Origin of the sequence: Wenzhouxiangella limi, from assembly GCF_010499265.1 — a bacterium.
Taxonomy (GTDB): domain Bacteria; phylum Pseudomonadota; class Gammaproteobacteria; order Xanthomonadales; family Wenzhouxiangellaceae; genus Wenzhouxiangella; species Wenzhouxiangella limi.
Genome location: NZ_JAAGSC010000041.1, coordinates 260,662 through 287,550, shown reverse-complemented (window position 1 = coordinate 287,550; position 26,889 = coordinate 260,662). Strand labels below are relative to the sequence as shown.

Below are 26,889 nucleotides of genomic sequence, written 5' to 3'. Positions count from 1 at the left end.
TGAACCGTCACAATCCTTGTTGAGCCGCTCGACAGATGGCGACGAAGGAGTCGGCGTCAAGCGACGCACCGCCGATCAGACCACCGTCGATATCCTGCTGAGCGAAAATCTCGGCGGCGTTGTCAGGCTTGACGCTGCCACCGTACAAAATCCGAACCAGACCGCCTATTGTAGCATCCTCGCTGGCCAATTGCGCCCGAATCACTGCATGGACTTCCTGGGCCTGGGCCGGCGTGGCCGTCTTGCCGGTTCCAATGGCCCAGACTGGCTCGTAGGCCACGACGGCCGAGGCGAAGGCGACGATTCCCGCCGCCTGCAGCACGCGCTCGAGCTGGCGCGAGACCACGGCCTCGGTCTGTCCCTGTTCGCGCTCGGCCAGGGTTTCACCTACGCACAGCACCGGCGTCAGACCGATCTGGACGGCAGCGCGGAACTTGGCGGCCACGTCGGCATCGGTTTCGCCATGCAGGCTGCGCCGCTCGGAATGCCCGACCAAAACGGCCCGGCAGCCGCAGTCGACCAGCATCGCACCCGACACTTCACCGGTGTAGGCCCCACCGGCATGGGGGCTGAGATCCTGCGCGCCCAGAACCAGCCCGTCGTGCTTGACCAGACCTGCAGCAAGCTGCAGGTAGGGATAGGGCGGAATGACCATAACCTCGAACGGAAATCCTTCGCCGAGGCCGTGCTGTATGCCGGCCAGTAACTCACGGGTCTCTGAGCGGCTGCCGTTCATCTTCCAGTTTCCGGCAATCAGCGGCTTGCGCATGCTTTTGGGCTCCGTCTGCGGTGAGCGCTTAGGATACGAGCCGAGTATGGCGGGCGCAACAAGCCCGGCGCCGTCGACAGCAGTTATCATGGACAGCATGAACAACGACCGTTGGATTCCCGCTGCCGTGATCGCGATCGGGCTGGTATTGGCCAGCATCGTCATCGGCGGTGCCGTGCGCGACTTCCGCATCAGCGACCGCTACGTCGAGGTCAAGGGCCTGGCCGAGCGCGAGGTGGCCGCCGACCTGGCCATCTGGCCGATCAACTATCAGCTGGCCGCCAGTTCGCTCGACGGATTGCGGCTGGCCATGGACCAGGCCGACGAATCGGTGATCGCCTTTCTCAAGCTGCGCGGCTTCAGCGACGACGAGATCACCCGCAACCCGCCGCGCATCAACGATCAGTGGATCCACGCCTCGGGCAGCCAGCGACCCGCCAACCGCTACACCGCCGAGCGCGGCCTGACCCTGAAAACCGATCGCGTCGAGGCCACCCGATCGGCCCTGCAGGACGCCGCCGAGCTGGTCGGCCAGGGCGTGGTGCTGACCCCGGGCTGGGGCCAGGCCGCGCAGTTCCTGTTCACGGGCCTGGAAGACATCAAGCCGGAAATGATCGCCGAGGCCACCGCCGACGCCCGCCGCGCCGCCGACCAGTTCGCCGCCGATTCCGACGCCGGCATTGGCCCGATCCGCTCGGCCCGGCAGGGCTTTTTCTCGATCAACGAACGCGACCCGTCGACGCCGGAAGTCAAAGTGGTTCGGGTGGTGACCACCATCGAGTACATCCTCGACTAGCCGAATCTGCTTGTGCTGATGATCGGTGCGCGCCTGCTGGCCGACCGGATCGCCTTTCGGCCCGATCACTGCGTCAGGGCACGCTTCGCTCCGTGTGCACCATCAGCCCGCAAACATCAGTTCTCCTTCCGCTGCATCCACCCGGATCGTATCGCCGGGGGCGAATTCGCCGGCCAGGATGCGCTGGGCGAGGCCGTTTTCCAGTTTTTGCTGGATCGCGCGCTTGAGCGGGCGGGCGCCGAAGACCGGGTCGAAGCCGACGTTGCCGAGCAGGTCCAGGGCCTGGTCGGAAATCTCCAGGGCCATGTCGCGATCGGCAAGACGCTGGCGCAGGCCTTCGATCTGGATGGCGGCAATGGCCCGGATCTGCTCGCGATCGAGCGGGTGGAAGACCACGATCTCGTCGACCCGGTTGATGAACTCGGGCCGGAAGTGGTGGCCAACGACGTCCATCACCGCCTGCTTCATGACGTCGTAGCCCTGCCCGTGGAGCTCCTGGATGCGATCCGAGCCCAGGTTGGAGGTCATGACGATGACGGTGTTGCGGAAATCCACGGTGCGGCCGTGACCGTCGGTCAGGCGGCCGTCGTCGAGCACCTGCAGCAGGATATTGAAGACTTCCGGGTGGGCTTTTTCGACCTCGTCGAGCAGGATCACCGAGTACGGCCGGCGGCGCACGGTCTCGGTCAGATAACCGCCTTCCTCGTAGCCGACGTAGCCCGGGGGCGCGCCGATCAGGCGGGCCACGGCGTGTTTTTCCATGAATTCCGACATATCGATGCGGACCATGGCCTCTTCGGTATCGAACAGGAACGAGGCCAGCGACTTGCACAGCTCGGTCTTGCCCACGCCAGTAGGGCCGAGGAACAGGAACGAGCCGTTGGGTCGGTTGGGGTCGGCCAGGCCGGCTCTTGAACGCCGGATCGCGTCGGCGACCGCCTTGACCGCCTCGTCCTGGCCGACGACGCGCTCGTGCAGCGCCTCTTCCATGCGCAAAAGCTTGTCGCGCTCGCCTTCGAGCATCTTCGAGACCGGAATGCCGGTCCAGCGGCTGACCACCTCGGCGATTTCTTCCTCGGTGACCTTGTTGCGCAGTAGCTGAAACTGGTCGGTGGTCTCGGACGACTCGGCCTGGTCCAGCTGGCGCTCCAGCTCGGGGATGCGGCCGTGCTGCAGTTCGGCCATGCGCGACAGATCCTGCGCACGGCGGGCGTTTTCGAGCTCGGCGCGGGCGCGCTCCAGCGCCTCCTTGATCTGGGTAGCGTCCTGAACCGAGGCTTTCTCGGTCTTCCAGACCTCGTCCAAGTCGGCGAACTCGCGCTCGAGCTCGTCGATTTCGGTCTCGAGATTGGCCAGGCGCTTTCTGGAGGCCTCGTCGGTCTCCTTGCTCAACGCCTCGCGCTCGATCTTGAGCTGAATCAGCCGGCGCTCGAGCCGGTCCATGGCCTCGGGCTTGGAGTCGATCTCCATGCGGATGCGGCTGGCCGCCTCGTCCATCAAGTCAATCGCCTTGTCGGGCAGGTTGCGGTCGGTGATATAGCGGTGCGACAGCGTGGCGGCGGCGACCAGCGCCGGGTCGGTGATATCGACGCCGTGGTGGACCTCGTAGCGCTCCTGCAGGCCTCGGAGAATGGCGATGGTGTCGTTGACCGAGGGTTCGCCGACAATGACTTTCTGGAATCTTCGCTCAAGGGCGGCGTCTTTTTCGATGTTCTCGCGGTACTCGTTGAGCGTGGTCGCGCCCACGCAGTGCAGCTCACCGCGCGACAGCGCGGGCTTCAACATATTGCCGGCGTCCATGGCGCCTTCGGCCTTGCCGGCGCCGACCATGGTGTGGATCTCGTCGATGAACAGGATGACCTGGCCTTCCTGTTTTTTAAGATCGTTGAGCACGGCCTTCAGGCGCTCCTCGAACTCGCCGCGGTACTTGGCCCCGGCGATGAGGGCGCCCAGGTCGAGCGAGAGCACGCGCTTGTTTTTCAGGCCCTCGGGCACCTCGCCGTTGACGATGCGCTGGGCCAGGCCCTCGACGATGGCGGTCTTGCCCACGCCGGGCTCGCCGATCAGGACCGGATTGTTCTTGGTCCGGCGCTGCAGCACCTGGATGCAGCGCCGGATTTCCTCGTCGCGGCCGATGACCGGATCCAGGCGCGACTGCTCGGCCTTCTCGGTCAGGTCGACGGTGTATTTCTTCAGCGCTTCGCGGGCGTCTTCGGCGTTGGGGTCGTCGACGTTCTCACCGCCACGGACGGTGTCGATGGCGTCCTCGACGGCCTTTTTGGTCACGCCGGCGCGGTGCAGACTCTCGCTCAACGCCACCTTCGCCTCCAGCGCGGCCAGAACGAACAGTTCCGACGCGATATAGGCATCGCCGCGGTCGCGGGCGATCTTGTCGGTCAGGTTCAGGACCCGGCTGGTGTCGTTGGACAGGTTGATCTGCCCGGCCTGGCCGGAGACTTTCGGCAGGCCGTCGAGCTTCTCGCCCAGTTCCGAGCGCAATCCATTGACCTGCGCGCCGGCGCGGGCCAGCAGCGCGCGGATCCCGCCGCCTTCCTGATCGAGCAGGGCGACCATGACGTGCTCGGGCTCGAGCAGGGCGTGATCCATGCCGATGGCCAGGCTTTGCGCCTCGCCCAGTGCTTGCTGGAAGCGGGCAGTCAGTTTGTCCATTCTCATAACGGCTTGACCCTTTTGCAAATAATTGACTTATCCACAGGATGGGGTCGATTCAGCGAGAATCAAGCGTCGCGCACCGGGCGCGGCTGGCGTGCTAACCGGATCTGGCCGCCAGAGAGGAACGGATTTCTTCGAGAATGGCCGGATCGTCGATGGTCGAGGGTACTGCCACCGGCTCACCATCGGCCAGATCGCGCAGCGTGCGCCGCAGAATTTTCCCGGAACGCGTCTTGGGCAGGCGATGGACCACTACGGCCTGTCGAAAACAGGCCACGGCGCCCACTTTTTCTCGAACCAGGGCGATCAGTTCAGTACTGACTTCCCGGGCTGCCTGGGTACAGCCGTCCTTGAGCACCACCAGCCCCAGCGGCAGCTGACCTTTGAGTTCATCACTGATGCCGAATACCGCGCACTCGGCCACCGCGGGGTGCGAGGCGACGATTTCCTCCAGCTCGCCGGTCGAAAGCCGGTGGCCGGCTACGTTGATCACGTCATCCATCCGCCCCATCACGAACAGGTCGCCTTCGGCGTCAATATAGCCACCGTCGCCGCTCAGATAGTAGCCCGGGTAGCGCTCCAGATAGGCCGACCGAAAACGTTCCGGATCCTCCCAGATACCCAGCAGGCAGCCTGGCGGCAAGGGCTGGCGGACGCACACCGCGCCCTGCTGTCCCGTCGAACACGGCGCCCCGTCCGGGTCGAGGATCTCGACCTGAAAGCCCGGTGTGGGTCGGGTGGCCGAGCCGGGCTTTTCCGGAAAATACTCCAGACCCACCGGGTTGCAGGCGATCGCCCAACCGGTCTCGGTCTGCCACCAGTGATCCAGCACCGGCAGGCCGGTACGTTGCTTGAGCCATTCGTAGGTCGGTGGGTCCAGCCGTTCGCCGGCAAGGAACAGCCGCCGCAGACAGGACAGATCGTACTGGCTCATGAGCGCGCCGTCCGGGTCTTCCTTTCGGATCGCCCGAAAAGCGGTGGGTGCGGTGAACATGCCGGCCACGCGGTGTTCACTGATCACGCGCCAGAACGCGCCCGCATCGGGCGTTCGCACCGGTTTGCCTTCGTAGAGCACCGTCGTACAGCCGTAAATCAGTGGCGCGTAAACGATATAGGAATGACCGACCACCCAGCCAACATCCGAGGCTGCCCAAAAAACCTCGCCGGGCTGCATGCCGTACACCACCTCCATGCTGTAGTGCATGGCCACGGCATGACCGCCGTTGTCGCGGACCACGCCCTTGGGCTTGCCTGTCGTCCCGGAGGTGTAGAGGATGTACAGCGGATCGCTGCCGCGCACCGGCACCGGCTCGGCAGGCGCGGAGGCTGCTTCCAGCGCGGTCCAGTCATGGTCACGGCCGGGCTGCAAGCCGGCCCGAGCCGGCGAGCGCTGCAAGACAACCGTCGCCCCCGGCGTATGCTCGGCCTGCGCCAAAGCGGCATCAAGCAGGGGTTTGTAGGGAATGATCCGGTCAACTTCGATACCGCAGGAGGCCGACAGCACGACCTTCGGTCGAGCGTCGTCGATGCGGATGGCCAACTCGTGCGGTGCGAAGCCACCGAAGACCACGGAATGCACCGCGCCCAGCCGGGCACAAGCCAGCATGCCAATCACCGCCTCAGGCACCATCGGCATGTAAATCACCACCCGGTCACCCCGGCCCACCCCCAGGCCGGCCAGCGCACCAGCAAAGCGTGCCACCCGCCCGGTCAGCTCAGCGTAGCTCAGCCGTTGCTGAGTGCCGGTGACCGGCGAGTCATAGATTAGCGCTGACTGCTCGCCGCGCCCGGCCTGGACATGAGCGTCGAGGGCAAGCCAGGCGGTGTTCAGTTCGCCGTCGGCAAACCACTGGATGCCGCCTTGAGCAGCAGGTGAATGTCCCTGACCGGGAGCACGAAACCAGCGTATGCGCCTGGCCTGCTCCAGCCAGAAGCCGTCCGGATCACTGGCGGCGCGACTGAAGTGCTCTTGGTAGCTGGATGATGACATGCGTTGCTCCCCGGTAACCGTTCAACTCCAACTTTAAGTGTGAGCCTCTTTGACAGGACAATCCAGTAGACCATGGGATCATGCGCCAATGTCTCCGATCGAGTGAGTTGGAGACCGGGATTTCGCGCCGATCTGTGATATTTTCGCTCCTGAATTGAGAGGGCCAACGCAATGGGAAACCGCCTTTCGAAAATCTACACTCGCACCGGCGATGACGGCACCACAGGTCTGGGCGACGGCTCGCGCACTCAGAAGGACTCCCTGCGCGTGGAAGCTTACGGCACGGTCGACGAGCTCAACAGCACGCTGGGCCTGCTGATTGCGGCCATGGGCAATGATGGCATCGCCTCGGTCTTGCTCGACATCCAGCACGACCTGTTCGACCTGGGTGGTGAACTTTGCGTACCGGGCATGGAAATGATCCAGGACCGTCATATCGACCGCCTCGAAAAGGAACTGGACCGGCTCAACGCCGATCTGCCCCCGCTGAAGGATTTCATCCTGCCCGGCGGTAGCTTGACGGCGGCCCAGGCCCATCTTGCGCGGACCATCTGCCGCCGCGCCGAACGCAGAGTGATTTCTCTGGCCCGCCAGGAACCGGTCAACGAACCGGTGATTCGCTACCTGAACCGCCTGTCCGACCTGTTGTTCGTGATTGCCCGCACGGTCGCGCGCGCCTCCGGCGCCGGCGAAGTGCTCTGGAACCACGAGCGCGAGCGATGAGCCTGATCGTCCTGACTCACCCGGACTGCCTGGCCCACACGCCCCCGGCCGGCCATCCCGAACGCGCCGAACGCCTGCAGGCTGCTTTAGCCGGCGTCGAGCAACTGGATCAGCCTGAAGTGCGTGAAGCAGAACTCGTTGACGATACCGACCTGGCAAGAATGCACGGATTTAATTACCTGCAAAGCCTGACCGACCTGGATGCCAGTGGCAGCCTGCTCAGCCTGGATCCCGATACCTATATTGGTCGCGGGAGTCTGCGCGCAGCGCGGCTGGCCGCCGGCGCAGTCTGCGGAGGCGTCGACCAGGTCATGGCCCAACCCGGCCAGGCTGTTTTTGCCGCCGTTCGACCGCCAGGCCATCACGCGGAGTCGGCTCGAGCCATGGGCTTCTGCCTGCTCAACAGCATCGCCGTCGCCGCCGGCCGCGCGGCCGACGTGCACGGCCTCAAGCGGATCGGTGTGGTCGACTTCGACGTCCACCACGGCAACGGTACCGAGGCCATCCTGCAAGACGACCCGCGCTTCCTCTTCGTTTCCTCGCATCAGGCACCTTTATATCCCGGCACCGGGGATCCGGCCACAACCAAAGCCAGCAACGTTGTCAACGCCACCCTGACCGCCAATTCGGGCAGCGATGAATTCCGGGCCCTGTGGACCGAGCATCTTCTGCCCGCACTGGATCGCTTCAAGCCGCAGCTGGTCCTGGTCTCGGCGGGCTTTGACGGCCACTGGCGCGACCCGCTGGCCCAGCTGCAGCTCAAGGACGAAGACTACTACTGGATCGGAGAACAGCTGACGGGCATCGCGAGAAACCACGCTTCCGGGCGCTTAGTGGCGAGCCTGGAGGGCGGCTACGACCTGGCTGCGATTACCGAGAGTGTCGTCGCCTTTGGCGAATCGATCGAATAAGCGTAAGCCTTGGCAGCGCGAGCACTGGAGCGGGCGAACGGAATCGAACCGTCATCTCCAGCTTGGGAAGCTGGGGTAATAACCATTATACGACGCCCGCCGCGCATGGCTTTCAAGCCTTATTAAAGCGAGGCCGCGGACATTTTGCAAGGTCCGCGGCCCCGACTGGTCTTACTTTTTTTCGTTTTAGCGCTTGCCCTGAAGACTCAGCAGCTTGCGCTCGTGGGTCAGCCCCTTGATCAGGCTGACGCACATCAGCAGCAGCACGATGGCAAACGGCAGCCCCGTACTGACCGATCCGGCCTGCAGCGCGTTGAGGGCCGCAGCCCCGCCAACGGCCAGTAGAACGGCGGCGATCAGGCCTTCGGCCATCACCCAGAACACCCGCTGCGGTACCGGCGCATCGATCTTGCCGCCCGAGGTGATCGAATCGATCACCAGCGAGCCGGAGTCCGACGAGGTCACGAAAAACACCAGCACCAGCACGATGGCCAGGAACGATGTAATCGATGTCATCGGCATGGACTGCAGCATCTGGAACAGCGCCAGCGAGGAATCGGTGATCCCTTCAGCGCCCAGCGCGCCGATCCCTTCTCGTGCCTGATCGACGCCCGAGCCGCCGAAGGCGCTCATCCACACCGTCGAGACCACCACCGGCACGATCAGCACCGCGGTCAGGAATTCGCGCACCGTGCGGCCGTAAGAGACCCGCGCGATGAACATGCCCACAAACGGCGACCAGGCAATCCACCAGGCCCAGAAGAAGATCGTCCAGCTATGGTAGAAGACATCGTCTTCGCGACCGACCGGGTTGCTCAGCGGCAGCACGTACTGGGCATAGCCGCTGACGGTCTGGCCGAGATTGCCGGCGAAAGCGAGCAGCCCCCCGGCAAACATCACGAACATCAAGAGGGCCAGAGCCAGCAGCATGTTGAGGTTACTCAAAAGCTTGACGCCCCCCTCGATGCCGCGCAGTACCGAAATCAGCGCTACCGTGGTCACGCCGGCGATGATGAGGGTTTGCGAGAGCAGCCCACTGGGGATGCCGAACAGGAAGTCGATCCCGCCAGCGGCCTGCTGGGCGCCCAGGCCCAGCGACGTGGCCAGACCAAATATCGTTGCCAGCACCGCCAGCGTGTCGATGACGTCACCCATCCAGCCCCAGACGCGATCGCCGAGCAACGGATAAAAGCACGATCGGATGGTCAGCGGAAGACCCTTGTTGTAGGAGAAAAAGGCCAGCGACAGCGCCACGACCCCGTAGATCGCCCAGGGATGCAGACCCCAGTGGTACATGGTCGCACCCAGCGCCGCGGTCTTGGACTCCTCGGTCCCGCCGGCAATCCCCAGGGGCGTGCCGAACCACTCGGTGAAATAGCCGACCGGTTCGGCAACGGACCAGAACATCAGGCCGATGCCCATGCCGGCCGCGAACAGCATCGCAAACCAGGACATGATGGAAAATTCCGGCTTGGCTTCGTCACCGCCCAGCCGAATCGATCCCACGGGCAGGACAATCAGTATCAAACAGAACAGGACAAAGAAGTTTCCTGCCGACAGGAACAGCCAGTCGAAGTTTTCACCGATCCAGACCCGCGTCGAGCCGAGCATGGAGTTGGACTGCTCGGGAAAGATCAGCGAAAGAATCACGAACAGCAGGATCAGCACGGCGCTGACTACGAAGACCGGGTTATGCAGGTCGAGCCCCATCCAGGTCACGTTGTCCTGACCCAGCTCGTAGTCGGTCTCGTAGACCTCCTCGAGCTCTTCTAGCAGCTTGTCCTGATCGGTCTGGTTTTGTTTTTGATCGCTCATAGTTTTTTATCTCCGGTCAGTTCGGCGGTTGCGCTTAGAAGTAGTAACCGAAGTTGATGTTAAAGCGCGTATTGGTGCCGCCATCAGTCGGCGAATCCATGCTGCCGCCTATGAACGGCTGGTTTTCGGCCGTAATCAGATCGATATAGGTAAACAGCCCGCCCGAGGTGACCGACACGCCGGTCACGTTCATCCAGGTGTCTTCCAGACCCGCCGACTTGTCGGTGATGAGCGAGTAGTTGTTGTAGAACTGCAGGTTCGAGATCGGACCCCAGTTGACCGGCAGGCTATACGCCAGGTTGGCGGTGTAGGTGGTCGCTTCGGCCGGGATGGTGTCGAAGAAGTCGTAGGCGCCGACCGCCATGCGACCGGAGCCATTGTCCATGTCGTACTCGTATTCGGTCGCCTGCAGCATCAGGTTCCATGGACCGTAGTTGCCGTTGAGATGCAGCGCGTAAGCCGACTGGCTGCCGTTGCTGTTGCCGGCGTTGTCGACTACATCGCCAAACTGAACCGAAGCACCCAGCTCAGTGGTGAAATCGGTCCCGTATCCCAGCGTGTAGGCACCACGCAGGTTGAAGATGCTGGCGTCGAACGCGCCCTCGTTCGGCAGCGCAAAGGTGCCTTCGCCCGGAGCGCGCACGCCGACGATGTCGTAGGAATAGCGATCGTTGAGATTGTTCGGGAAGTCGCCGCCGTCGAAGCCGTAATAGCCGTCGGCCCCGCCCAGCTCGTCGTTCCAGTAAAACGCGCCCTGAAGGTTGAGCGGGCCGTCATCGTGGATCAGCTTGACCCCGAAATCGTAGTCGTCTTCAAGCCCCAGGTAGTAATTGGAGCTGAAAAAGAAACTGTGCGAGTTGTAGGGCGTCACACCAAACGGCACCTGGTGGATGCCGACCTGGCCCTGCAGCGTATCGGAAAAGTCATAGCCGGCCCAGGCATGATGGATGACGTTCATGTACTGGTAGAAGCGGTATTCGGCCGACAGAATCACGTCACCCACCGTGCCGTCGAAGTTCAAGCGAACGGTATCAAGCTCCAGCGTGCCGTTGTTTTCCTTGTTGGTGTCGTTGTAGTCCTCGAACACGTACTGAAAGCGCACCGCGCCGCCAACGTTGATGCCTTCTTCGTCTTCGGCTGCCGCCTGATCCGCGGTTTCGGCCACTTGTTCAACGCGTGCCTCGACGCGCTCACGCGCCATACGCTCTTCATCGCGCTCGGCCTGCAGATCATCGAGCCGCTCCTGCATTTCAAGCAACTGGCGCTGCATCTGTTCGATGTGCTGGCGCAGCTGCTCGGCCTCATCAGCGTTCTCGGAGGCAAACAAAGCAGTAGATGGAGCGGCCAAAGCGAGCGCGCACAACCACGCAAGAGGTTTCCTGTTCATCAAAATTCTCCCTATGTGTTTCTGAACACGACTGTTTTGAATGCTGTCGAAACAGCGGCAACAGTCGAAAAAATAAATCAGCGTTGGCGGCTCATCGCGACTGACGCTTGGCCACCTTGAATTGAACCTGCAAGGATGCTACGCACCCGAGCATGAAGTGAGGGGCATCTCGTGCAAGAGATGCATCACCGAATCAATGAATCAGCCGTAGACAATAACAAACGGCTTAACGGATTGCAAACAAACGCGATCAGACCAATCCGCGCGGACGGAACAAACGGTCGTGCAGGTTGAGCGCATAGCGGTCGGTCATACCGGCGACATAATCAAGAACCTGGGTTAGCGGTTCGGCCTCGGCAATGCGATAGCTATCGGGGATTTCTTGCGGATGGGCCAGCAGATGTTCGACCAGCTGATGGATCACGCCGGTGGCTCTGCGCGCCTGGGCTGCGGCTTCGGGCCGCAGATAAACGCGCTCGAACATGAACTCGCGAAAATGCTTCATGGCCAGCAGCACGTCGGCATGCATGGCGACCTTTCCTCGACGGCACGATTCCTCGATCACCGCTTCGATCATGGTGTTGATCCAGACCCCGCCGCGAAACGGCCCGAGTACGGCGGTGATCTCGCCGGGCACGTCGCTGGCCGCGATCACGCCGGCGCGAACGGCGTCCTGCAGATCATGATTGAGATAGGCGATACGGTCGGCAAAGCGCAGCACCCAGCCTTCGGCCGTATGCGGCGGGGGCTTGACCCGCCAGGTGTGGGCGCGAATCCCGTCGAGCACTTCCCAGCTCAGATTGCAGGGCTCGAGCACTTCGAAAATGCGCACGCCCTGCTCCGAGTGCAGCCATTCACCGTCTTCAACGTATTCCGACAGTGCCGCCTCGCCGGTGTGGCCAAACGGCGTGTGGCCGCAGTCGTGCGCCAGGCCGATGGCCTCGGTCAGGGCTTCGTTGAGGCCCAGCGCGCTGGCCAGCGCACGCGCCACCTGGGTCACCTGCAGGGTATGGCTCATGCGGGTGACGACGTGGTCGCCTTCGGGGTTGATGAAGACTTGAGTCTTGTGCTTCAGGCGTCGGAACGCCTTGGAGTGCAGGACGCGATCGCGGTCGCGCTCGAACTCGGTCCGATAAGGATCCGGCGCTTCTTCCCGGCGCCGGCCGCGGCTGTCGGCCGAACGCGCGGCCAGGGGCGAAAGCAGCGCCTCGCGCGCCTCGCGCTCGGCCCGGCCGATCGGGCGCAGCGCAACAATCTGTTCTGCAGGTTGGCTCATGGGCTCAGTCTACAAGCTCTCCCTGACCGTCGCATCAAACCCCACCTGCACGCGCCCCTCGGATTCGAACACCGGCCGCTTGATCAAGGTGGGGTTGGCCTGCAACAGTCCGGCGGCCTGCTCCGGGTCGCCGGCGCGCAAGCGCTCGGCCTCGCTCAGCGCGCGCCAGGTGGTTGAACGGCGGTTGATCAGCGCCTGCGCTCCGACCGCCGCCAGCCAGCGCTGCAGCTGTTCGATTTCCACACCGTCGGCGCGCAGATCGTGCCAGCGATAGGCACGCTCGTGCGCCTCGAGCCACTTCAGTGCCTTGCGGCAGGTATCGCAGCTCTTGATGCCGTACACCGTCAGCTCGCTCACTTCAGGCCGCCCGCAGCAGTTCGTTGACCGAGGTTCGCGAGCGGGTTTTTTCGTCGACCTGCTTGACGATGATGGCGGCATACAGGCTGTGCGAGCCGTCTTCGGCCGGCAGGCTGCCGGCCACCACCACCGACCCGGCCGGCACCCGGCCGGTCAGGGTTTCGCCGGTGGCGCGATTGTAGATCCGGGTCGACTGGCCGAGAAAAACGCCCATGCCGATCACCGCACCCTTCTCGACGATCACCCCTTCGACCACCTCGGAACGCGCGCCGATGAAACAGCCGTCCTCGATGACGGTCGGGTTGGCCTGCAGCGGCTCGAGCACCCCGCCGATGCCGGCGCCGCCGGAAATATGCACGCCGGCCCCGATCTGCGCGCACGAGCCCACGGTCGCCCAGGTGTCGATCATGCTGCCCTGGCCGACAAACGCGCCAATGTTGACGTAGCTGGGCATGAGGACGACGTCGTGACCAACATGGGCGCCGCGCCGCACCGTGGCCGGCGGCACCACCCGGGCGCCGCTGTCGGCCGGGGCGTCGCCGGGGCCGGCAAAGCGCAGATCGACCTTGTCGAAATAGTGACTCAGACCGCCGTCCATATCGCGGTTGGCGGTGATCCGGAAATGCAGCAGGATGGCCTGCTTGAGCCACTGGTTGACGACCCAGCCGTCGGAGGAAGGCTCGGCCACGCGCAGCGTGCCGGCTTCCAGACCACTCAGGGATTCATCGACCGCGGCCCGCAACCGCGAGTCGTGATCATCGGGACCGAGCTCGGTGCGCCGCTCCCATGCATCTTCGATCAGGCTTCTGGCGGGATGATGCTGGCTGTTCATGCAGACTCTCCTGAAGTTTCCAGGGACGGTTCGACGTCGAGCTGACCACGCAGTTCCTCTTCGAGCGTCCGGCAAGCCTGCTCGGTCAAGGCTCGACCGCCGGCATCGGAAACCAGAAACACGTCTTCCACTCGCTGTCCGAAGGTGGCGATGCGGGCGTCGAGCAGCTGAACGTCGCATTTGACCAGCGCCTCGGCGATTGCCGACAGCAGTCCTGGGCGATCGGTCGCAGCCATTTCGACGCAGGTGAGGTCTCCTGACGGGGCGATCCGGATTTCAGCCCGTCCCATGAACGGTTGCAGGCGACGCGGCACCGGCCGTGGCGGCAGTGGCCGGACCGCCTTGGCGGCCAGCTGCTCGGTCAGGATGCGGGCCAGGCGGGCGGCATCGGAATCCAGCAACGGCCCACCGGCCGAAGCCATCAGCTGAAACACGTCCCAGCTCTTGCCGTCATGGCTGGTGATGACGCGGGCTGCGAGCACGTTGAGCTGCATCCGGTCGAGCTCGCGCGCGACCACGGCAAATAGCCCGGCGAAGTCTTCGGCGTGAACAAAGATTTCGCTAATGCCCTTGTCCGGCAAGTGCCGGTAAACCACCAGCGGAAGGCCTTCAGCCCGGTCTACGGATCGCGTCGCCCAGGCCAGCTGATCGGCGTCCAGACGAAGAAACGCCCGCTCCGGCAAGGCAGACCAGAGCGCTGCCGAGCGCGCGTCCGGCATGCCCTCGGTCGCCAGCAGTTCAAGCCCCTCCTGACGCGTTTCACTGACGCTGCTGTCGCGGTCCGGACGCTCTTCCGGGGCCCGCTCCAGCGTATCGACCGCCGCCTGGTAAAGCTCCCACAGCAGGCTGTCTTTCCAGGAATTCCATAGGCGGGGACTGGTGGCGGCAATGTCGGCCGTGGTCAGCACCAGCAGGTGATCGAGCCGGCGCCGGTTCTGAACCCGCTCGATGAAGCGGTTGACGACCACCGGATCGCTGATGTCCTCGCGCTGGCTGGTGCGCGACATCAGCAGGTGCTCGCGCACCAGCCAGACCACCAGGTCGCGATCTTCCTCGGCAAGGTCGAGGCAGTCAACGAAAGCGCGGGCATCTTCCGCACCCAGTTCGGAATGATCACCGCCGCGCCCCTTGGCAATGTCGTGAAACAGTGCGGCCAGATACAGCACTTCCTGGCGCTCTATTCGAGCCATGGTGTCGATCGCGTGCCTGAACTGATGCTCGTGCTTGCCCAGAGCGATGCGGCGCAGATTGCGAATCACGAACAGGGTGTGCTGATCGACCGTGTAGACGTGAAACAGATCAAACTGCATTCGCCCGGTGATGTCGGCGAAAGCCGGCAGCAGTGCGCCGAGTACGCCATAGCGGTTCATGCGCGCCAGCTGGCTATAGACCAGGCGAGGACTTCGCAGCAGCTTGAGGAACATCTGCAACACCTCCGGATTCTGGCGGAAGTGCTCATCGATCAGATAAAGATGTTCGCGCACCAGCCGAATCGTCGCGGCGCGGACGCCCCGGATTTCGGGGTGCTCGGACAGCACCAGGAACATGCGCATCAGCAGCTCGGGCCGCTCGACGAAGGCGTGCGGATCAGCCAGCTCCAGGTAGCCATCGTGAATGCGGAACTGACGGTCGATATCGGCCGACGGCAGGTGCACACGACCGGCCAGCAGCTCTTCGTCGAAGCTTTGCAGCAGCCGCTCGTTCAGGCGTGCAACCTGCATCGCGCAGCGGTAATAGCGCTGCATGAACTGCTCGACCGCCGCGTTGCCGAGCCCATCCACGTCGAGACCGAAGGCCGCCGCCAGACGACGCTGGTGCTCGAATAGCAGCCGCTCCTCGGCTCGCCCGGCCACCTCGTGCAGCGTCCAGCGCAACGACCACAGAAAGTCCCGGTTGGCGACCAGGTCATCGTGCTCCTGCTCGCTTAAGAAACCCCGCTCGACCAGTCCATGCAAGGTGGCGGTGCTGAAGTGGCGCCGGGTGACCCAGGCGATCATCTGCAGGTCGCGTAATCCTCCCGGCCCCTCCTTGATGTTGGGCTCGAGGTTGTAGATGGTGTCTTCGAACTGGGCGTGCCGGGCATCCTGCTCGGCGCATTTGGCGGCAAAGAACTCGGCAGCCGGCCACAGTGCGGGCGGATCAGTCGCTGAACGCATGGCCGACAGCAAACGCCCGGAACCGGCCAGCAGGCGCGACTCCATCAGGTTGGTGGCCACGCCCACGTCGGCTTCAGCCTCGATCACGCATTCCGAAACCGTGCGCACGCTGTGCCCGGGATGCAGGTCGGCATCCCACAGCACCTGGATCAGGGTCTCCAGGTCCTGTGGCAGCGTCTGGTCGGGTTGCGCTCCCGTCTGAGACACCAAAATCAGCAAATCAAGATCGGAGTGCGGGTGCAGCTCGCCGCGGCCGAAGCCGCCCACCGCACACAGGTCAAGCTCGATATCGACCTGGATGAGATGGCGCCACGCACACAGCACCAGCTGCTCCAGCACCCAGGCGCGGGCATGAACCAGCTCGCGAATGTCGGTGCCCGATTGAAACCGTGCCGAAAGCTCCCGATCGGCAGCTTCGCGCGCCGCTTTCAGGCCGCCGGCGAGTTCTACAGGATCCGGCGGCAAGGCGGCCAGCGCCTGAAAATCCAGGCAGTATCGCGTCGCAGCGACTGCGCCCAGGCGCTCGTTCACAGCGAATCTTCGGGCAGGCAGGTGAGAACGTCGACTCCGTCCTCGGTCACCGCCATCGTGTGTTCCCACTGCGCCGACAGGCTGCGGTCACGGGTAATCACGGTCCAGTTGTCCGGCAAAAGGCGCGTATGGCGCTTGCCGAGGTTGATCATGGGTTCGATGGTAAAGGTCATTCCCGGCTCGAGCCGCACACCGTCTCCAGGGTAGCCATAATGCAGGATCTGCGGCGGCTCGTGGAACACCCTTCCAATGCCGTGCCCGCAGTACTCGCGAACCACCGAGCAGCGCTCGCCCTCGGCGTAGGTCTGGATGGCGTGTCCGATATCGCCCAGGGTCACGCCCGGGCGCACCATCTCGATGCCGGTGATCAGGGCCTTGTGGGCCACGTCGCAGATGCGACGCGCCTTCACCGAGGGCTCACCGACGAAAAACATCTTGCTGGTATCGCCGTGCCAGCCGTTCTGGATCACCGTGACATCGATATTGACGATATCGCCGTCTTTGAGGACCTTGTCGCCCGGAATACCGTGACAGATAACGTGGTTGACCGAGGTACAAACCGACTTGGGAAAGCCGCGGTAATTCAGCGGGGCGGGAATAGCCTTGAGCTCGTCGACGATATAAGCATGACAAATGGCGTCCAGTTCACCAGTGGTCACGCCGGGGCGGACGTGCTCGCGGATCATCCTGAGCACGCTGGCAGCCTGCTGTCCGGCTACGCGCATGGCCTCGATCTCGTCGGCAGTCTTGATCTGGATTGACGAATCCATCGGCGGAGACTTCGTTGTGCGAGGGATTCAATTGTAGTCCAGGGCCGTAGCCTCCGGTGCAGGCTGTGCCTTCTGGCACGTGTGCGTCCGCGCCTGCTTTGGCACCATGGAGCCCTGTTTTCTGGCCCGATTCGTGATCGAGGTTCGTTTGTGAAAGTCCTGCTGAAAATCGTTCTGCCCAGCGTACTGATGATCGCCCTGGCCGTTACTGCGGTGGTGATGCTGGCCCGCAACCGTCCGGAACCGCCGGAACGTGAGCCGACCGTGACCGCCATGATGGTTGACGTGATCGAAGCCGAAAGCAGCGTCGGCCATTTTTCCGTCGAAGCCCAGGGCACGGTCCAGCCGCGCACCGAAACGACCATCGCCGCCGAAGTCAGCGGCCGCCTGGTCGATGTCGCAGACAACTTCACCGCCGGCGGTTTCTTCCGCGCGGGCGAAACGCTGGCCGAAATCGATCCCAGCGATTACGAGGCGGCTCTGCTGCAGGCCGAAGCCGAACTGGCCTCGGCCCAGTCGCGGCTGGCCGATGAAAGCGCGCGCTCCGAGCAAGCCCGGCTCGACTGGCAGCGCCTGCACGGCGGCGAGCGCGAACCTGGCGAGCTGGTCCTGCGGCTGCCGCAGGTCGCCGGCGCCCAGGCCGCCGTCCAGGCCGCCGAGGCCAGTGTGCTGCGCGCCCGGCGCAACCTCGAGCGTACCCGCATCTCGCTGCCCTTCGACGGGCTGGTCCGGGCCCGCCAGGTCGATCTGGGGCAGTTCGTGTCCACCGGCACGCCGCTGGCGGTGGTGTTTGCCGTCGACGTGGCCGAGGTCCGCCTGCCGTTGTCGGACCAGGACATGGCCTTTCTTGATCTGCCCGCGCCGGGAGAAACCGTCGCTAGCGAACCGGTCCCGGTCACGCTGCGCGGTCGCGTCGGCGGACGGTCAGCCGCATGGGAAGCGCAGATCGTTCGCACCGAGGGCGTGGTTGACGAAGCCACCCGGCTGGTTCACGCGGTTGCCGAAATCCGCGATCCCTACGGCCTGCTCGAGGCCTCGCGCGAAACGCCGCTGGCGATGGGCACCTTCGTGGAGGCCGAGATTCGCGGCCGCACATCGGCCGGCCTGATCCGGCTACCGCGTGGCGCCCTGCGCGACGGCAACAGCGTCTATCTGGCCGACGCCGACGACGAGCTGGAAATCCGCACCGTAGACGTGCTGCGCACGACCCCGGAAAGCGCCTACGTACGCAATTCGCTCAAGCCCGGCGACCGCGTGATCACGACCGCGATCCAGGCGCCCATCCCCGGCTTGCCGCTCAGGGTGCGCGGCTCATTGGACGCGCCTGATCAGGGAGAAGCCCCATGAGCGAGGCCCGCAACTGGTACGGCCAGATCATCGCCTGGTTCGCGCACAACCCGGTCGCGGCCAACCTGCTCATGATCTGCCTGATCGCCGGCGGCACGTATTCAGCGATCACCATCAGCAAGGAAATCACCCCCAGGGTGGAGACCAACCTTGTGACCGTGACCGTGCCCTACCGCGGCGGCACCCCCAAGGACGTCGAGCAGGGTGTCTTGATCAAGATCGAGGAAGCCATCCAGGATCTCGACGGCGTGCGCGAAATCATCGCCACCGCCCGCGAGGGTGCCGGCACGGTCACGGTCGAGGTCGAGGCCGGCTATGACGTCCTCGAGGTGCTCGACACCATCAAAAGCCGGGTCGATGCCATCCCCACCTTCCCGGCCGAGACCGAGCGCCCGCGCTACCGGCGCGCCACCTGGAGCCAGAACGTCATCTGGGTGTCGGTGTTCGGCTCCGTGCCCGAGCGCACGCTCAAGGAAGCCGCCCGCCAGATGCGCGACGACATCACCGCCCTGCCCTCGGTCACCCGGGCCGAACTGACCGGCGCACGGCCCTACGAGATCGGCATCGAGGTGCGCGAGGAAACCCTGCGTTCGTACAACCTGACCCTGGGCGAAGTCGCCCAGGCCATCCGGCGCTCGTCGCTGGATCTGCCCGGCGGTCGCATCGAGACCTCGGGCGGCGACGTGCTGGTGCGCACCGTCGGCCAGGCCTACGTCGCGGCCGACTTCGAAGACATCGTTGTGCGCACCAACGCCGACGGCAGCCGGGTCCAGGTGCGCGATATCGCCGAGATCCGCGACGGCTTCGTCGAGCGCGATTTCTACGCCCGCCACAACGGTCAGCCGGCGATTGCCATCCGGGTCATGAGCGTCGGCGACCAGGACGCCCTGGCCGTCGCCCGGGAAGTGCGCAACTACATCGACCAGGCCCAGGCCGATCTGCCGGCGGGAATCAACATCGACCACTGGGCCGACATCTCCTACCTGCTGCGCGGGCGCATCGAGATGATGGGCAAGAACCTGGCCGCCGGTGCGCTGCTGGTGTTTCTGATCCTGACCCTGTTTTTGCGCCTGAAGCTGGCTTTCTGGGTGATGGTCGGGCTGCTGGTGGCCTTTATGGGCGCGATGTGGCTGCTGCCGGTGGTCGGCGTCACGATCAACATGATCAGCCTGTTCGGCTTCCTCGTGGTGCTGGGGATTGTGGTCGACGACGCCATCGTCATGGGCGAGTCGGCCTACACCGAGATCAGGGCCAAGGGACATTCGGTCGACAACGTGGTCAACGGCGTCTACAAGGTCGCGGTTCCGGCCACCTTCGGGGTGCTGACCACGATTGCGGCGTTCGCCCCTATCCTGCTGGTCTCCGGCGTGCAGGGGCAGTTCTTTGCCGCCATCGGCTGGGTCGTGGTGCTGTGCCTGATCATGTCGCTGATCGAATCCAAGCTGATTCTTCCCGCCCACCTGGCCCACATGAAGGTGCGCAAATACGAGGCCGACACGAGCAACCGGATGATCCGCTTCCAGCGCGGCTTTTCCGACGGCCTGTACCACCTGGTCGACAACGTCTACCTGCCCTCGCTCAAGGTGCTGCTGCGCAACCGCTACCTGGCGCTGGCCGGCTTTATCTCGATCCTGATCCTGTCTTTCGGACTGATCGCCGGCGGCATGGTCCGGGTCGTGTTCTTCCCCGACCTGGCCGGCGATTTCATGCAGGTCGACCTGGAAATGAACGAGGGCACGCCGGCTGAGGTCACCCACGCCAACCTGGATTTACTGGCCGAAGCGCTGGCCACGGCCGACGCCAAAATCCAGGCCGAGCGCGGATTCGACCGGCCGGTGGTGCGCACCGTGTTCTCCTGGTCGGGCTCGGACACCACCGGCGGCATGCTGGTTGAGCTGACCCGCGATGAAGAAAACCGGGTCAGCACGCGCGAGCTCGAGCGCATCTGGCGCGAGGAAGTCGGCGAGATCCCGGGCGTTCGCGCCATGCGCATCGGCGGGGCCGGCGGGCCCGGCGGCGACGGGCCGGACCTGAGTTTCCAGCTGGTCGGGCGCGACCTGGCCCAGCTCGAATCCGCCGCAGCGGAACTGGAAGCGCAAATCCGCAGCTACAACGGCACCTTCGACATTCGCAACTCCTTCGACGGCGGCACCCGCGAACTGCAGCTTGAGATCCGTCCCGAGGCCGAGAGCCTGGGACTGACCCAGCAGGATCTCGCCCGCCAGGTGCGTCAGGCCTTCTTCGGCGAGGAAGTCCAGCGCATTCAGCGCGGCCAGGACGATGTTCGGGTGATGGTGCGCTATCCGCGCGAGCAGCGCTCCTCGGAGGGCTACCTGGAAAGCATGCGCATCCGCACTCCGGCCGGCGAGGCGGTACCGTTCAGCGCAGTGGCCGACGTCACGGTCGGCTCCAGCCCGTCGCTGATCCGCCGCTACGACCGCGAGCGCTCGATCAGCGTCTCGGCGCGGGTCGACAAGGACCTGGCCGAGCCGGGCAGAATCTCCAGCGACCTGCGCGAAGTCCACTTGCCCCAGATTCTTTCCAGCTATCCGGACGTGCGCTACCGCCTGGCCGGCTCCACCCGCAGCCAGCAGGAAGTCCAGCGCGATCTGCTCTGGGGCACGGCTTTCGCGCTGTTTTTAATCTATGCCCTGATCGCCGTTCCGCTGAAATCTTATCTGCAGCCCCTGCTGATCATGTCGGTGATCCCGTTCGGCATGATCGGGGCGATTTTCGGCCACTGGGTGCTGGGCATGCCGATCTCCATGCTCAGCGTGTTCGGCATCATCGCCCTGGCCGGCGTAGTGGTCAACGACAGCCTGATCCTGGTCGACTTCGTCAACCGCCATCGCCGCGCCGGCGAAAGCCGCATAGACTCAGCCATCAAGGCCGCCCGCGCGCGCTTCAGGGCCATCATCCTGACCTCGATGACGACCTTCCTGGGGCTGGCGCCGATCGTGTTCTTCGAGACCAGCTTCCAGGCCCAGATCGTGATCCCGATGGCCACCTCGCTGGCTTTCGGCATCGTTTTCGCCACCGTCATCACGCTGGGGCTGATTCCGATCCTGTACCTGATCGGCGACGATGCCGTGCGGCTGATCCAGCGGGTCAGCGGACGCGAACGGCACGGCATGGTGGCGGCGGACTCAAGTTAACGCCAAAGGTCTGCAAACGCCTAGAATAGGCGCATGAGTGAGCAAAAGCCCCTGTCCGGAAAAACCGTCTCGCTGGTGCTCGGCTCGGGCGGCGCCCGGGGCCTGGCCCACATCGGCGTCATCCGGGCGCTGGAAGACGCCGGGGCCGAGATTGAGGCGATCGCCGGCAGCAGCATGGGTGCGCTGGTCGGCGGCATTCACGCCGCCGGCCAGCTCCAGGCCTACGAAGACTGGGTGTGCGGCCTCAAGCAATCCGACGTGCTGTCGCTGGTCGACTGGAGCTTTGCCGGCGGCGGCCTGATCAAGGGCCGCAAGATCATCGGCAAGCTCGAGGAACTGGTCGGCGATCTCGAAATCCGCGACCTCAAGATCGATTTTACTGCCGTGGCCGTCGACATCGAGCAGGGCCGCGAGGTGTGGCTGGATCGAGGTTCGCTGTTCGACGCGATTCGGGCGTCCATTGCCATACCGGGCATTTTTACGCCCCATCGCTATCGCAACCGCGTGCTGGTCGATGGCGGTCTGCTCAACCCGATCCCGGTCGCCCCGACGCTGCGCTGCATGACCAACCTGACCATGGTCGCCGACGTCAACGGACCGGCCGACCCCAAACTGGATGAAAAAGAAAACGAAACCGAAAAGGACTCCGGCGAGGGCAGCGTGTGGGACAAGCTCAGGGATTTTGTCGACAATTTCGCCGGCGACAAAGACCCCAGCGAGACCCAGCCGGGATTGTTCGCGGTGATGATGCGCTCGCTCGATACCATGGAGGCGGCCCTGACCCGGCAGCACCTGGCCATTTTTCAGCCCGACCTGGTGGTCCGGATTCCCAAGAACGCGTGTATGGTCCACGAGTTCCATCGGGCCCGCCGGGTCATCGACCTGGGCGCCGGGCTGACCCGGGCCGCCATCGAGAACAAGGACAAGGGATACCCCGATGCAGGATGACGACATCGACGAAGTCAACCAGGATCTGTTCGACGAAGCCGCCGACGCGGTCGTCGCCCTGGGCAACCAGTTGGCCGACGCCAACCCGGATGCTGACCCCTGGGCGCTGGCCGACGGCCTGATCGCCGGCGCCGTGCACTACTGGCTCTATGCCCACCAGCCCCAGGACGTGCCCAACGAGGACGACATGCTCAGCGCCAGCGAGCGCATCGAGGAACTTGCCCGCCAGGTCATGCAGTCGGCCGAAGAAAGCGAGTACCTGCACTCTCCTCGCGACCGCGACGTCGGCAATGCTTAGGGCCGCTGGCGTTCCCGAATGGCACGAAATTCGTTGCCCGGGTACCAGTTAGGCCAGCCCTCGCCATCCGCCAGTCCGCGACCCACGCGGTAGAGAAGTTCCAAATCTTCGGCCACGCCGGTCAGATCCCAGTCGGGATCGAACTCGTCAGCCGGCTTGTGGTAGCGGCGATCGCGGTAGTCGCGCTCGACCGATAATCCGTAGTCACGCCCCAGCTCGCGGTGCTCCACACCGCCCTTGGCATAGAGCGCGGGGATACCGGCGCGGGCGAAGTTGAAGTGGTCGGAGCGGTAGTAGAAACCGGCCTCGGGCGAGGGCTCGGGCACCATGCGCCGGCCCTGCTCGACCACGGCCTGCTCGAGCAACGGCTCGAGCTCGGAGGAACCATAGCCGACCACGACCACGTCGTGGGTCGGCCCGACCAGGCTCATGGCGTCCATGTTGATGGCCGCAACCGTATTCTCGGGCGCAAACACCGGATTGTTGGCGTAGTAGCGCGAGCCCAGCAGGCCGTATTCCTCGAGCGTGACGGCCAGAAACAGCACGCTGCGCTCGGGCTGGCCGCCTTCGCGGTAAAGCCTTGCGAGCTCCAGCAGCCCGGCGATACCCGTGGCATTGTCGACGGCGCCGTTGTAGATGCCGGCCGAGCCGGGCAGCGCCATATTGCGGCCCAGGTGGTCCCAGTGGCCCATGTAGATGACCGCTTCGTCGGGGCGCTCGCTGCCCGGGATCAGGCCGAGCACGTTGTACGACACCCCGGTACGCACGCTCTGGCGCACGCTGGCCGAGACTGTCGTGCCCAGCGCCACGGCCTCGAAACCCGGCGCCTTGGCGTCGTTCATGAGGGCATCGAAGTCCTCGCCGCTACGCGCGAACAGGTCGCGCGCCCCGTCCAGAGTGATCCAGCCCTCGATCGCCATCAGCGCCTCGTCGCCGGTATCGCCAAGCTCGAACTGGGCCTGTGACCAGGAGTTGGTGACCACTTCCCACGGATACGAGGCCGGCTCGGTGTCGTGCACGATCAGCGCCGCGGCCGCGCCCTGGCGGGCGGCTTCCTCGTACTTGTAGGTCCAGCGGCCGTAGTAGGTCATGGCGCGACCGTTGAACAGGGTTTCATCACCGGTGGCAAAGCCCGGGTCGTTGACCAGGATGACCACGGTCTTGCCGGTGACGTCCAGGCCGGCGTAGTCATCCCAGTCATATTCCGGGGCGACCACGCCGTAGCCGACAAACACCAGCTCGGAGCCCTCGATCGCGTGCGGCTCGCGACCGCCGCGCCGCGACCAGGTGATCATCTCGTTCGGGTATGCCATCTGCCAGCGCTCGTCATCGCGCGCCAGGTTCAGCGGCGAGCGCGCCTCGTTGGTCATCTCGACCATGGGCACCGGCTGCAGGTAGCTGTCGCCGTAGCCGGGCTCAAGCCCCAGCTCGGCAAACTCTTCGACCAGGTAGTTGACCGTCAGGCGCTCACCGCGCGTACCCGGCGCTCGGCCTTCGAACTCGTTGGAAGCCAGGGTCGCCATGTACTGGCCATAGCGGGCCGGATCGACACCGTCGCCCGGCACCGGCGGCAGTTCGGCCGTGGCTGCAGCAGAAAGACCGAGTGTGGCAAGAAGCGCTGAAAGGGCGAAAAACTGGTGCATGGGGTTGTCTTGTGGTTGAGTCGCGGGGTTCGATTCTAGATCAATCCGCCCTCGAAAGCCTTGAGCACGGCGCGGGTGCGGTCGCGCACGCCCATCTTGGACAGGATGTTGGAGACGTGATTCTTGACCGTGCCCTCGGCCACGTTCAGCGCGCTGGCGATTTCCTTGTTGGAGTAGCCGCCGGCCATCAGGCGCACGATCTCGGTCTCGCGTTCGGTCAGGGGGTCGGGCTGGTCCAGGGCCGAAAAGCCGGTGTTGAGCTGGCCCAGGCCCTTGAGCAGGCGCTCGGTGACGGCCGGCTTGACCAGGGTCTTGCCGGCGGCGACCGAGCGCACGGCCTCGAGCAGGTCTTCCAGGGCCACGTCCTTGAGCAGGTAGCCGCGCGCGCCGGCGCGGATGCCGGCCAGCACCAGCTCTTCGTCGTCGAAGGTGGTCAGGATGATGGTCGGCGGCAGGCTGCCGGCTGCCTGCAGGGCCTGGAGCACGTCCAGGCCGTTCTTGCCGGGCATGCGCATGTCCAGCAGCAGCACGTCGGGGGCGTGCTCGGGCACGGTCCGAATGGCGCTATCGCCGTCGACCGCCTCGGCGATGACCTCGATATCGTCCGACAGCTCCAGCAGCGAGCGCACGCCCTGGCGAACCAGGGTCTGGTCGTCGACCAGCATCACCCGGATCATAAGGGCTTGTCCAGCGGCATCCAGGCGCGCAGCTGGAAACCTACCCCCGGAGCGGTGGAAATATCCAGCCGCCCGCCCAGTTCGCGCAGGCGCTCGCGCATGCCGTTGAGCCCGTTACCGGGCATCAGCTCGGCCGCGCCGTGGCCGTCGTCGCGAGCGCGCAGCGAAATGCCGTCGCGGCCGGATTCCAGTTCGATCCAGAGGTTGGCGGCGTTGGCGTGGCGGACCGCGTTGGTGATGACTTCCTGGGCGCATCTGAGCAGGGTCTGGGCGTGGCTGGGCTCGGTCTGGGCCAGGTGCTCGGGAATGTCGAGGTGAATGGTGATCTGCGGCACGCCCTCGGCCAGCACCTGCAGGGCCTCGCGCAGATTGACCTGGCCGTCGCGGCGCAGATCGCCGACCACCTCGCGCACGTCCGACAACAGCAGCCGGGCCACCGACGCGGCCTGGTCGACGTGCTCCTTGGCCTTGCCGTCGCTGGTGTGGCTGGCGACCTCCAGGTTGAGCGTCAGCGCGGTCAGGTGATGGCCGATGAGGTCGTGCAGATCGCGCGAAATCCGCACGCGCTCGGCGATGCGGGTGTTTTCGGCCAAAAGCGACTGGGTCGCCAGCAGCTCGGAGTTGACCCGGCGCAGGTCGGCGCGGGCCTGGACCTGCTGCAGCGCCAGCAGCGAGGCGATGAACGGAAACAGGGTCAGGCCGAGATTCATCAGCACAAAGATCAGCGCCAGCAAGAACGTTCCTTCAGGCGTGAAGATCACCCAGGCCCCGAACACCAGCGCCAGCGTCCCGACCCAGGCCATGCCGGGCAGCGCCGGCAGCATCCACGGCAGCAGCGCTGCGACCACCATGGCCAGCAGGCTGCCGATGCCGGAGCGGGTGAAATAGTTGACCGCAAAGGCCGAAACCGACATCACCGCCAGCAGCGCCACCCGCAGCCAGAACGGCGAGCGGCGCTGGAGGCGCACGGCCGGGTGGATGAAAGCCAGCAAAAACAGTACCGCCCCGGACCACCAGCCCACCATCGCGCCGGGCGTCGGCGGCTCGCTGGCCACCAGCGGCAGAATCAGCAGCGGCACGGCCGCCAGCAGCCAGACCAGAAAACCCATGTAGCGCAGCCAGTCAACGGGCTGGAGCTCGCCGAGGCGGGTCAGGGACTGGAGCAGGCGGTCGGTCATGGGTTTATTCTAATCCGGTTCACCGTCCACGCCATGGGGCAGAGGTCATTGATCGAAGACACCAACAGCGCTGATGTGATCCGTCTGGCCGACCTGGGCGCCGAGCCGGTCCGCCGCTTTCTTGAGCGACTGGGCCTGCAGCTTGAGCGGATCGAGAATCGCCAGCCCATCCCCGGCAGTTTCTGGGGCGACGAAGAGGCCGGGCTGATCGAAAACCGCCTGTACGCCCGGGACGACACCCCAATCCACTCCATCCTGCACGAGGCCTGCCACTGGCTGTGCATGGACGACGATCGTCGTCAGGGACTGCACACCAACGCCGGCGGCGACTACGACGAGGAAAACGCGGTGTGCTATCTGCAGATCCTGCTCGCCGACCGCCTGCCCGGCTTCGGGCGCGATCGCTGCATGGCCGATATGGATGCCTGGGGGTATTCGTTTCGGCTGGGGTCGGCGCGGAAGTGGTTTGAGGAAGACGCGGCGGAGGCGCGGGCGTGGCTGGTGGGGCGGGGGATTTTGGCGGCTAGCGGGGGAGTGCGGGTCTGAGGGGTTACGGATTACGGGTTACGGGTTACGGAAAACCCGCCCCAGTCCAGCCCGTAAACCGTAACGCGTAACCCGTAAACCCTTAAAAGAAAAACCGCCAGGCAGCACCCG

The 26,889-nt window shown here is 64.7% G+C and carries 21 protein-coding genes and 1 tRNA gene; 8 read left to right on the top strand and 14 right to left on the bottom strand.

The window, feature by feature from the left end:
* Window positions 1–7 precede the first annotated feature (7 nt).
* Entirely contained in the window at window positions 8–769 is a 762-nt protein-coding gene (tpiA, locus tag G3I74_RS10015; RefSeq protein WP_164211446.1) for a triose-phosphate isomerase, read from the bottom strand.
* Between the two features lie 97 nt (window positions 770–866).
* Here tpiA and G3I74_RS10010 point away from each other — a divergent pair, with 97 nt between their 5' ends.
* The gene (locus G3I74_RS10010) at window positions 867–1,565 is read left to right on the top strand and encodes an SIMPL domain-containing protein (RefSeq protein WP_203594663.1); all 699 of its coding nucleotides are present in this window, start codon (window positions 867–869) and stop codon (window positions 1,563–1,565) included.
* A gap of 102 nt (window positions 1,566–1,667) precedes the next feature.
* Here the strand turns inward: G3I74_RS10010 and clpB are convergent, their stop codons facing one another.
* Window positions 1,668–4,235: an ATP-dependent chaperone ClpB gene (gene clpB, locus G3I74_RS10005; protein WP_164211444.1), complete on the bottom strand. Its 2,568-nt coding sequence runs from the start codon at window positions 4,233–4,235 to the stop codon at window positions 1,668–1,670.
* 100 nt (window positions 4,236–4,335) lie between these two features.
* Window positions 4,336–6,228 (bottom strand): propionyl-CoA synthetase, encoded by a 1,893-nt coding sequence (locus G3I74_RS10000; RefSeq protein ID WP_164211443.1) that lies wholly within the window; start codon window positions 6,226–6,228, stop codon window positions 4,336–4,338.
* Between the two features lie 171 nt (window positions 6,229–6,399).
* Here G3I74_RS10000 and G3I74_RS09995 point away from each other — a divergent pair, with 171 nt between their 5' ends.
* A complete protein-coding gene (locus tag G3I74_RS09995; RefSeq protein ID WP_164211442.1) occupies window positions 6,400–6,951 on the top strand; it encodes a cob(I)yrinic acid a,c-diamide adenosyltransferase in 552 nt (183 codons plus the stop codon).
* Window positions 6,948–7,862 (top strand): histone deacetylase family protein, encoded by a 915-nt coding sequence (locus G3I74_RS09990; protein ID WP_164211441.1) that lies wholly within the window; start codon window positions 6,948–6,950, stop codon window positions 7,860–7,862. Before G3I74_RS09995 ends, G3I74_RS09990 begins: the two co-directional genes overlap by 4 nt.
* 25 nt (window positions 7,863–7,887) lie before the next feature.
* Here the strand turns inward: G3I74_RS09990 and G3I74_RS09985 are convergent.
* From G3I74_RS09985 to map, 8 genes are all read right to left on the bottom strand, one after another.
* A tRNA-Gly gene (locus G3I74_RS09985) sits at window positions 7,888–7,962 on the bottom strand.
* Between the two features lie 86 nt (window positions 7,963–8,048).
* Complete coding sequence (locus G3I74_RS09980) at window positions 8,049–9,677, bottom strand: BCCT family transporter (RefSeq protein ID WP_164211440.1); 1,629 nt, start codon at window positions 9,675–9,677, stop codon at window positions 8,049–8,051.
* Window positions 9,678–9,711: 34 nt separating this feature from the next.
* Complete coding sequence (locus tag G3I74_RS09975) at window positions 9,712–11,064, bottom strand: carbohydrate porin (protein WP_203594662.1); 1,353 nt, start codon at window positions 11,062–11,064, stop codon at window positions 9,712–9,714.
* 250 nt (window positions 11,065–11,314) lie between these two features.
* Complete coding sequence (locus G3I74_RS09970; RefSeq protein ID WP_164211439.1) at window positions 11,315–12,340, bottom strand: HD domain-containing protein; 1,026 nt, start codon at window positions 12,338–12,340, stop codon at window positions 11,315–11,317.
* Between the two features lie 9 nt (window positions 12,341–12,349).
* Window positions 12,350–12,697, bottom strand: a complete 348-nt coding sequence (locus tag G3I74_RS09965) for a Spx/MgsR family RNA polymerase-binding regulatory protein (RefSeq protein WP_338063092.1) — start codon at window positions 12,695–12,697, stop codon at window positions 12,350–12,352.
* A gap of 1 nt (window position 12,698) precedes the next feature.
* Entirely contained in the window at window positions 12,699–13,529 is an 831-nt protein-coding gene (gene dapD, locus G3I74_RS09960) for a 2,3,4,5-tetrahydropyridine-2,6-dicarboxylate N-succinyltransferase (protein ID WP_164211437.1), read from the bottom strand.
* Complete coding sequence (gene glnD / locus G3I74_RS09955; RefSeq protein WP_164211436.1) at window positions 13,526–16,216, bottom strand: [protein-PII] uridylyltransferase; 2,691 nt, start codon at window positions 16,214–16,216, stop codon at window positions 13,526–13,528. The genes dapD and glnD overlap by 4 nt, the downstream gene beginning before the upstream one ends.
* Window positions 16,213–16,986, bottom strand: a complete 774-nt coding sequence (gene map / locus G3I74_RS09950) for a type I methionyl aminopeptidase (RefSeq protein WP_164211435.1) — start codon at window positions 16,984–16,986, stop codon at window positions 16,213–16,215. The genes glnD and map overlap by 4 nt, the downstream gene beginning before the upstream one ends.
* Window positions 16,987–17,136: 150 nt before the next feature.
* On the opposite strand from map, the gene G3I74_RS09945 reads away from it, so the two are divergent.
* Genes G3I74_RS09945 through G3I74_RS09930 form a run of 4 tightly spaced genes read left to right on the top strand, consistent with a single transcriptional unit; the run spans window position 17,137 to window position 22,734 of the window.
* Complete coding sequence (locus G3I74_RS09945; protein ID WP_164211434.1) at window positions 17,137–18,333, top strand: efflux RND transporter periplasmic adaptor subunit; 1,197 nt, start codon at window positions 17,137–17,139, stop codon at window positions 18,331–18,333.
* Window positions 18,330–21,488 carry an efflux RND transporter permease subunit gene (locus G3I74_RS09940; protein ID WP_164211433.1) on the top strand — a complete coding sequence of 1,053 codons (3,159 nt, stop codon included), beginning with the start codon at window positions 18,330–18,332 and terminating at the stop codon, window positions 21,486–21,488. Before G3I74_RS09945 ends, G3I74_RS09940 begins: the two co-directional genes overlap by 4 nt.
* Window positions 21,489–21,521: 33 nt before the next feature.
* The gene (locus tag G3I74_RS09935; RefSeq protein ID WP_164211432.1) at window positions 21,522–22,436 is read left to right on the top strand and encodes a patatin-like phospholipase family protein; all 915 of its coding nucleotides are present in this window, start codon (window positions 21,522–21,524) and stop codon (window positions 22,434–22,436) included.
* On the top strand, window positions 22,426–22,734 hold the full coding sequence (locus G3I74_RS09930; RefSeq protein WP_239056822.1) for a hypothetical protein: 309 nt from the start codon (window positions 22,426–22,428) through the stop codon (window positions 22,732–22,734). Before G3I74_RS09935 ends, G3I74_RS09930 begins: the two co-directional genes overlap by 11 nt.
* Here G3I74_RS09930 and G3I74_RS09925 read toward each other — a convergent pair.
* From G3I74_RS09925 to G3I74_RS09915, 3 genes are read right to left on the bottom strand one after another with little or no spacing between them, the layout of a single operon-like run.
* Window positions 22,731–24,377 carry a M28 family metallopeptidase gene (locus tag G3I74_RS09925; protein ID WP_164211431.1) on the bottom strand — a complete coding sequence of 549 codons (1,647 nt, stop codon included), beginning with the start codon at window positions 24,375–24,377 and terminating at the stop codon, window positions 22,731–22,733. The two genes, G3I74_RS09930 and G3I74_RS09925, sit on opposite strands and share 4 nt — an antisense overlap.
* Before the next feature lie 35 nt (window positions 24,378–24,412).
* Window positions 24,413–25,054, bottom strand: a complete 642-nt coding sequence (locus G3I74_RS09920; protein ID WP_164211430.1) for a response regulator — start codon at window positions 25,052–25,054, stop codon at window positions 24,413–24,415.
* Complete coding sequence (locus G3I74_RS09915) at window positions 25,051–26,232, bottom strand: sensor histidine kinase (protein ID WP_164211429.1); 1,182 nt, start codon at window positions 26,230–26,232, stop codon at window positions 25,051–25,053. The genes G3I74_RS09920 and G3I74_RS09915 overlap by 4 nt, the downstream gene beginning before the upstream one ends.
* A gap of 33 nt (window positions 26,233–26,265) precedes the next feature.
* Here G3I74_RS09915 and G3I74_RS09910 point away from each other — a divergent pair, with 33 nt between their 5' ends.
* Window positions 26,266–26,778 (top strand): hypothetical protein, encoded by a 513-nt coding sequence (locus tag G3I74_RS09910; RefSeq protein ID WP_203594661.1) that lies wholly within the window; start codon window positions 26,266–26,268, stop codon window positions 26,776–26,778.
* Window positions 26,779–26,889: the final 111 nt, after the last annotated feature.

Bases quoted from the DNA above. Each gene is read 5' to 3' on its own strand.
- G3I74_RS09925 (WP_164211431.1), bottom strand. From the start codon at position 24,377: ATGCACCAGTTTTTCGCCCTTTCAGCGCTTCTTGCCACACTCGGTCTT.
- G3I74_RS10000 (WP_164211443.1), bottom strand. From the start codon at position 6,228: ATGTCATCATCCAGCTACCAAGAGCACTTCAGTCGCGCCGCCAGTGAT.
- G3I74_RS09975 (WP_203594662.1), bottom strand. From the start codon at position 11,064: ATGAACAGGAAACCTCTTGCGTGGTTGTGCGCGCTCGCTTTGGCCGCT.
- map (WP_164211435.1), bottom strand. From the start codon at position 16,986: ATGGATTCGTCAATCCAGATCAAGACTGCCGACGAGATCGAGGCCATG.
- clpB (WP_164211444.1), bottom strand. From the start codon at position 4,235: ATGGACAAACTGACTGCCCGCTTCCAGCAAGCACTGGGCGAGGCGCAA.
- G3I74_RS09920 (WP_164211430.1), bottom strand. From the start codon at position 25,054: ATGATCCGGGTGATGCTGGTCGACGACCAGACCCTGGTTCGCCAGGGC.
- G3I74_RS09915 (WP_164211429.1), bottom strand. From the start codon at position 26,232: ATGACCGACCGCCTGCTCCAGTCCCTGACCCGCCTCGGCGAGCTCCAG.
- G3I74_RS09910 (WP_203594661.1), top strand. From the start codon at position 26,266: ATGGGGCAGAGGTCATTGATCGAAGACACCAACAGCGCTGATGTGATC.
- G3I74_RS09940 (WP_164211433.1), top strand. From the start codon at position 18,330: ATGAGCGAGGCCCGCAACTGGTACGGCCAGATCATCGCCTGGTTCGCG.
- tpiA (WP_164211446.1), bottom strand. From the start codon at position 769: ATGCGCAAGCCGCTGATTGCCGGAAACTGGAAGATGAACGGCAGCCGC.
- G3I74_RS10010 (WP_203594663.1), top strand. From the start codon at position 867: ATGAACAACGACCGTTGGATTCCCGCTGCCGTGATCGCGATCGGGCTG.
- G3I74_RS09995 (WP_164211442.1), top strand. From the start codon at position 6,400: ATGGGAAACCGCCTTTCGAAAATCTACACTCGCACCGGCGATGACGGC.
- G3I74_RS09935 (WP_164211432.1), top strand. From the start codon at position 21,522: ATGAGTGAGCAAAAGCCCCTGTCCGGAAAAACCGTCTCGCTGGTGCTC.
- G3I74_RS09990 (WP_164211441.1), top strand. From the start codon at position 6,948: ATGAGCCTGATCGTCCTGACTCACCCGGACTGCCTGGCCCACACGCCC.
- G3I74_RS09930 (WP_239056822.1), top strand. From the start codon at position 22,426: ATGCAGGATGACGACATCGACGAAGTCAACCAGGATCTGTTCGACGAA.
- dapD (WP_164211437.1), bottom strand. From the start codon at position 13,529: ATGAACAGCCAGCATCATCCCGCCAGAAGCCTGATCGAAGATGCATGG.
- G3I74_RS09970 (WP_164211439.1), bottom strand. From the start codon at position 12,340: ATGAGCCAACCTGCAGAACAGATTGTTGCGCTGCGCCCGATCGGCCGG.
- G3I74_RS09980 (WP_164211440.1), bottom strand. From the start codon at position 9,677: ATGAGCGATCAAAAACAAAACCAGACCGATCAGGACAAGCTGCTAGAA.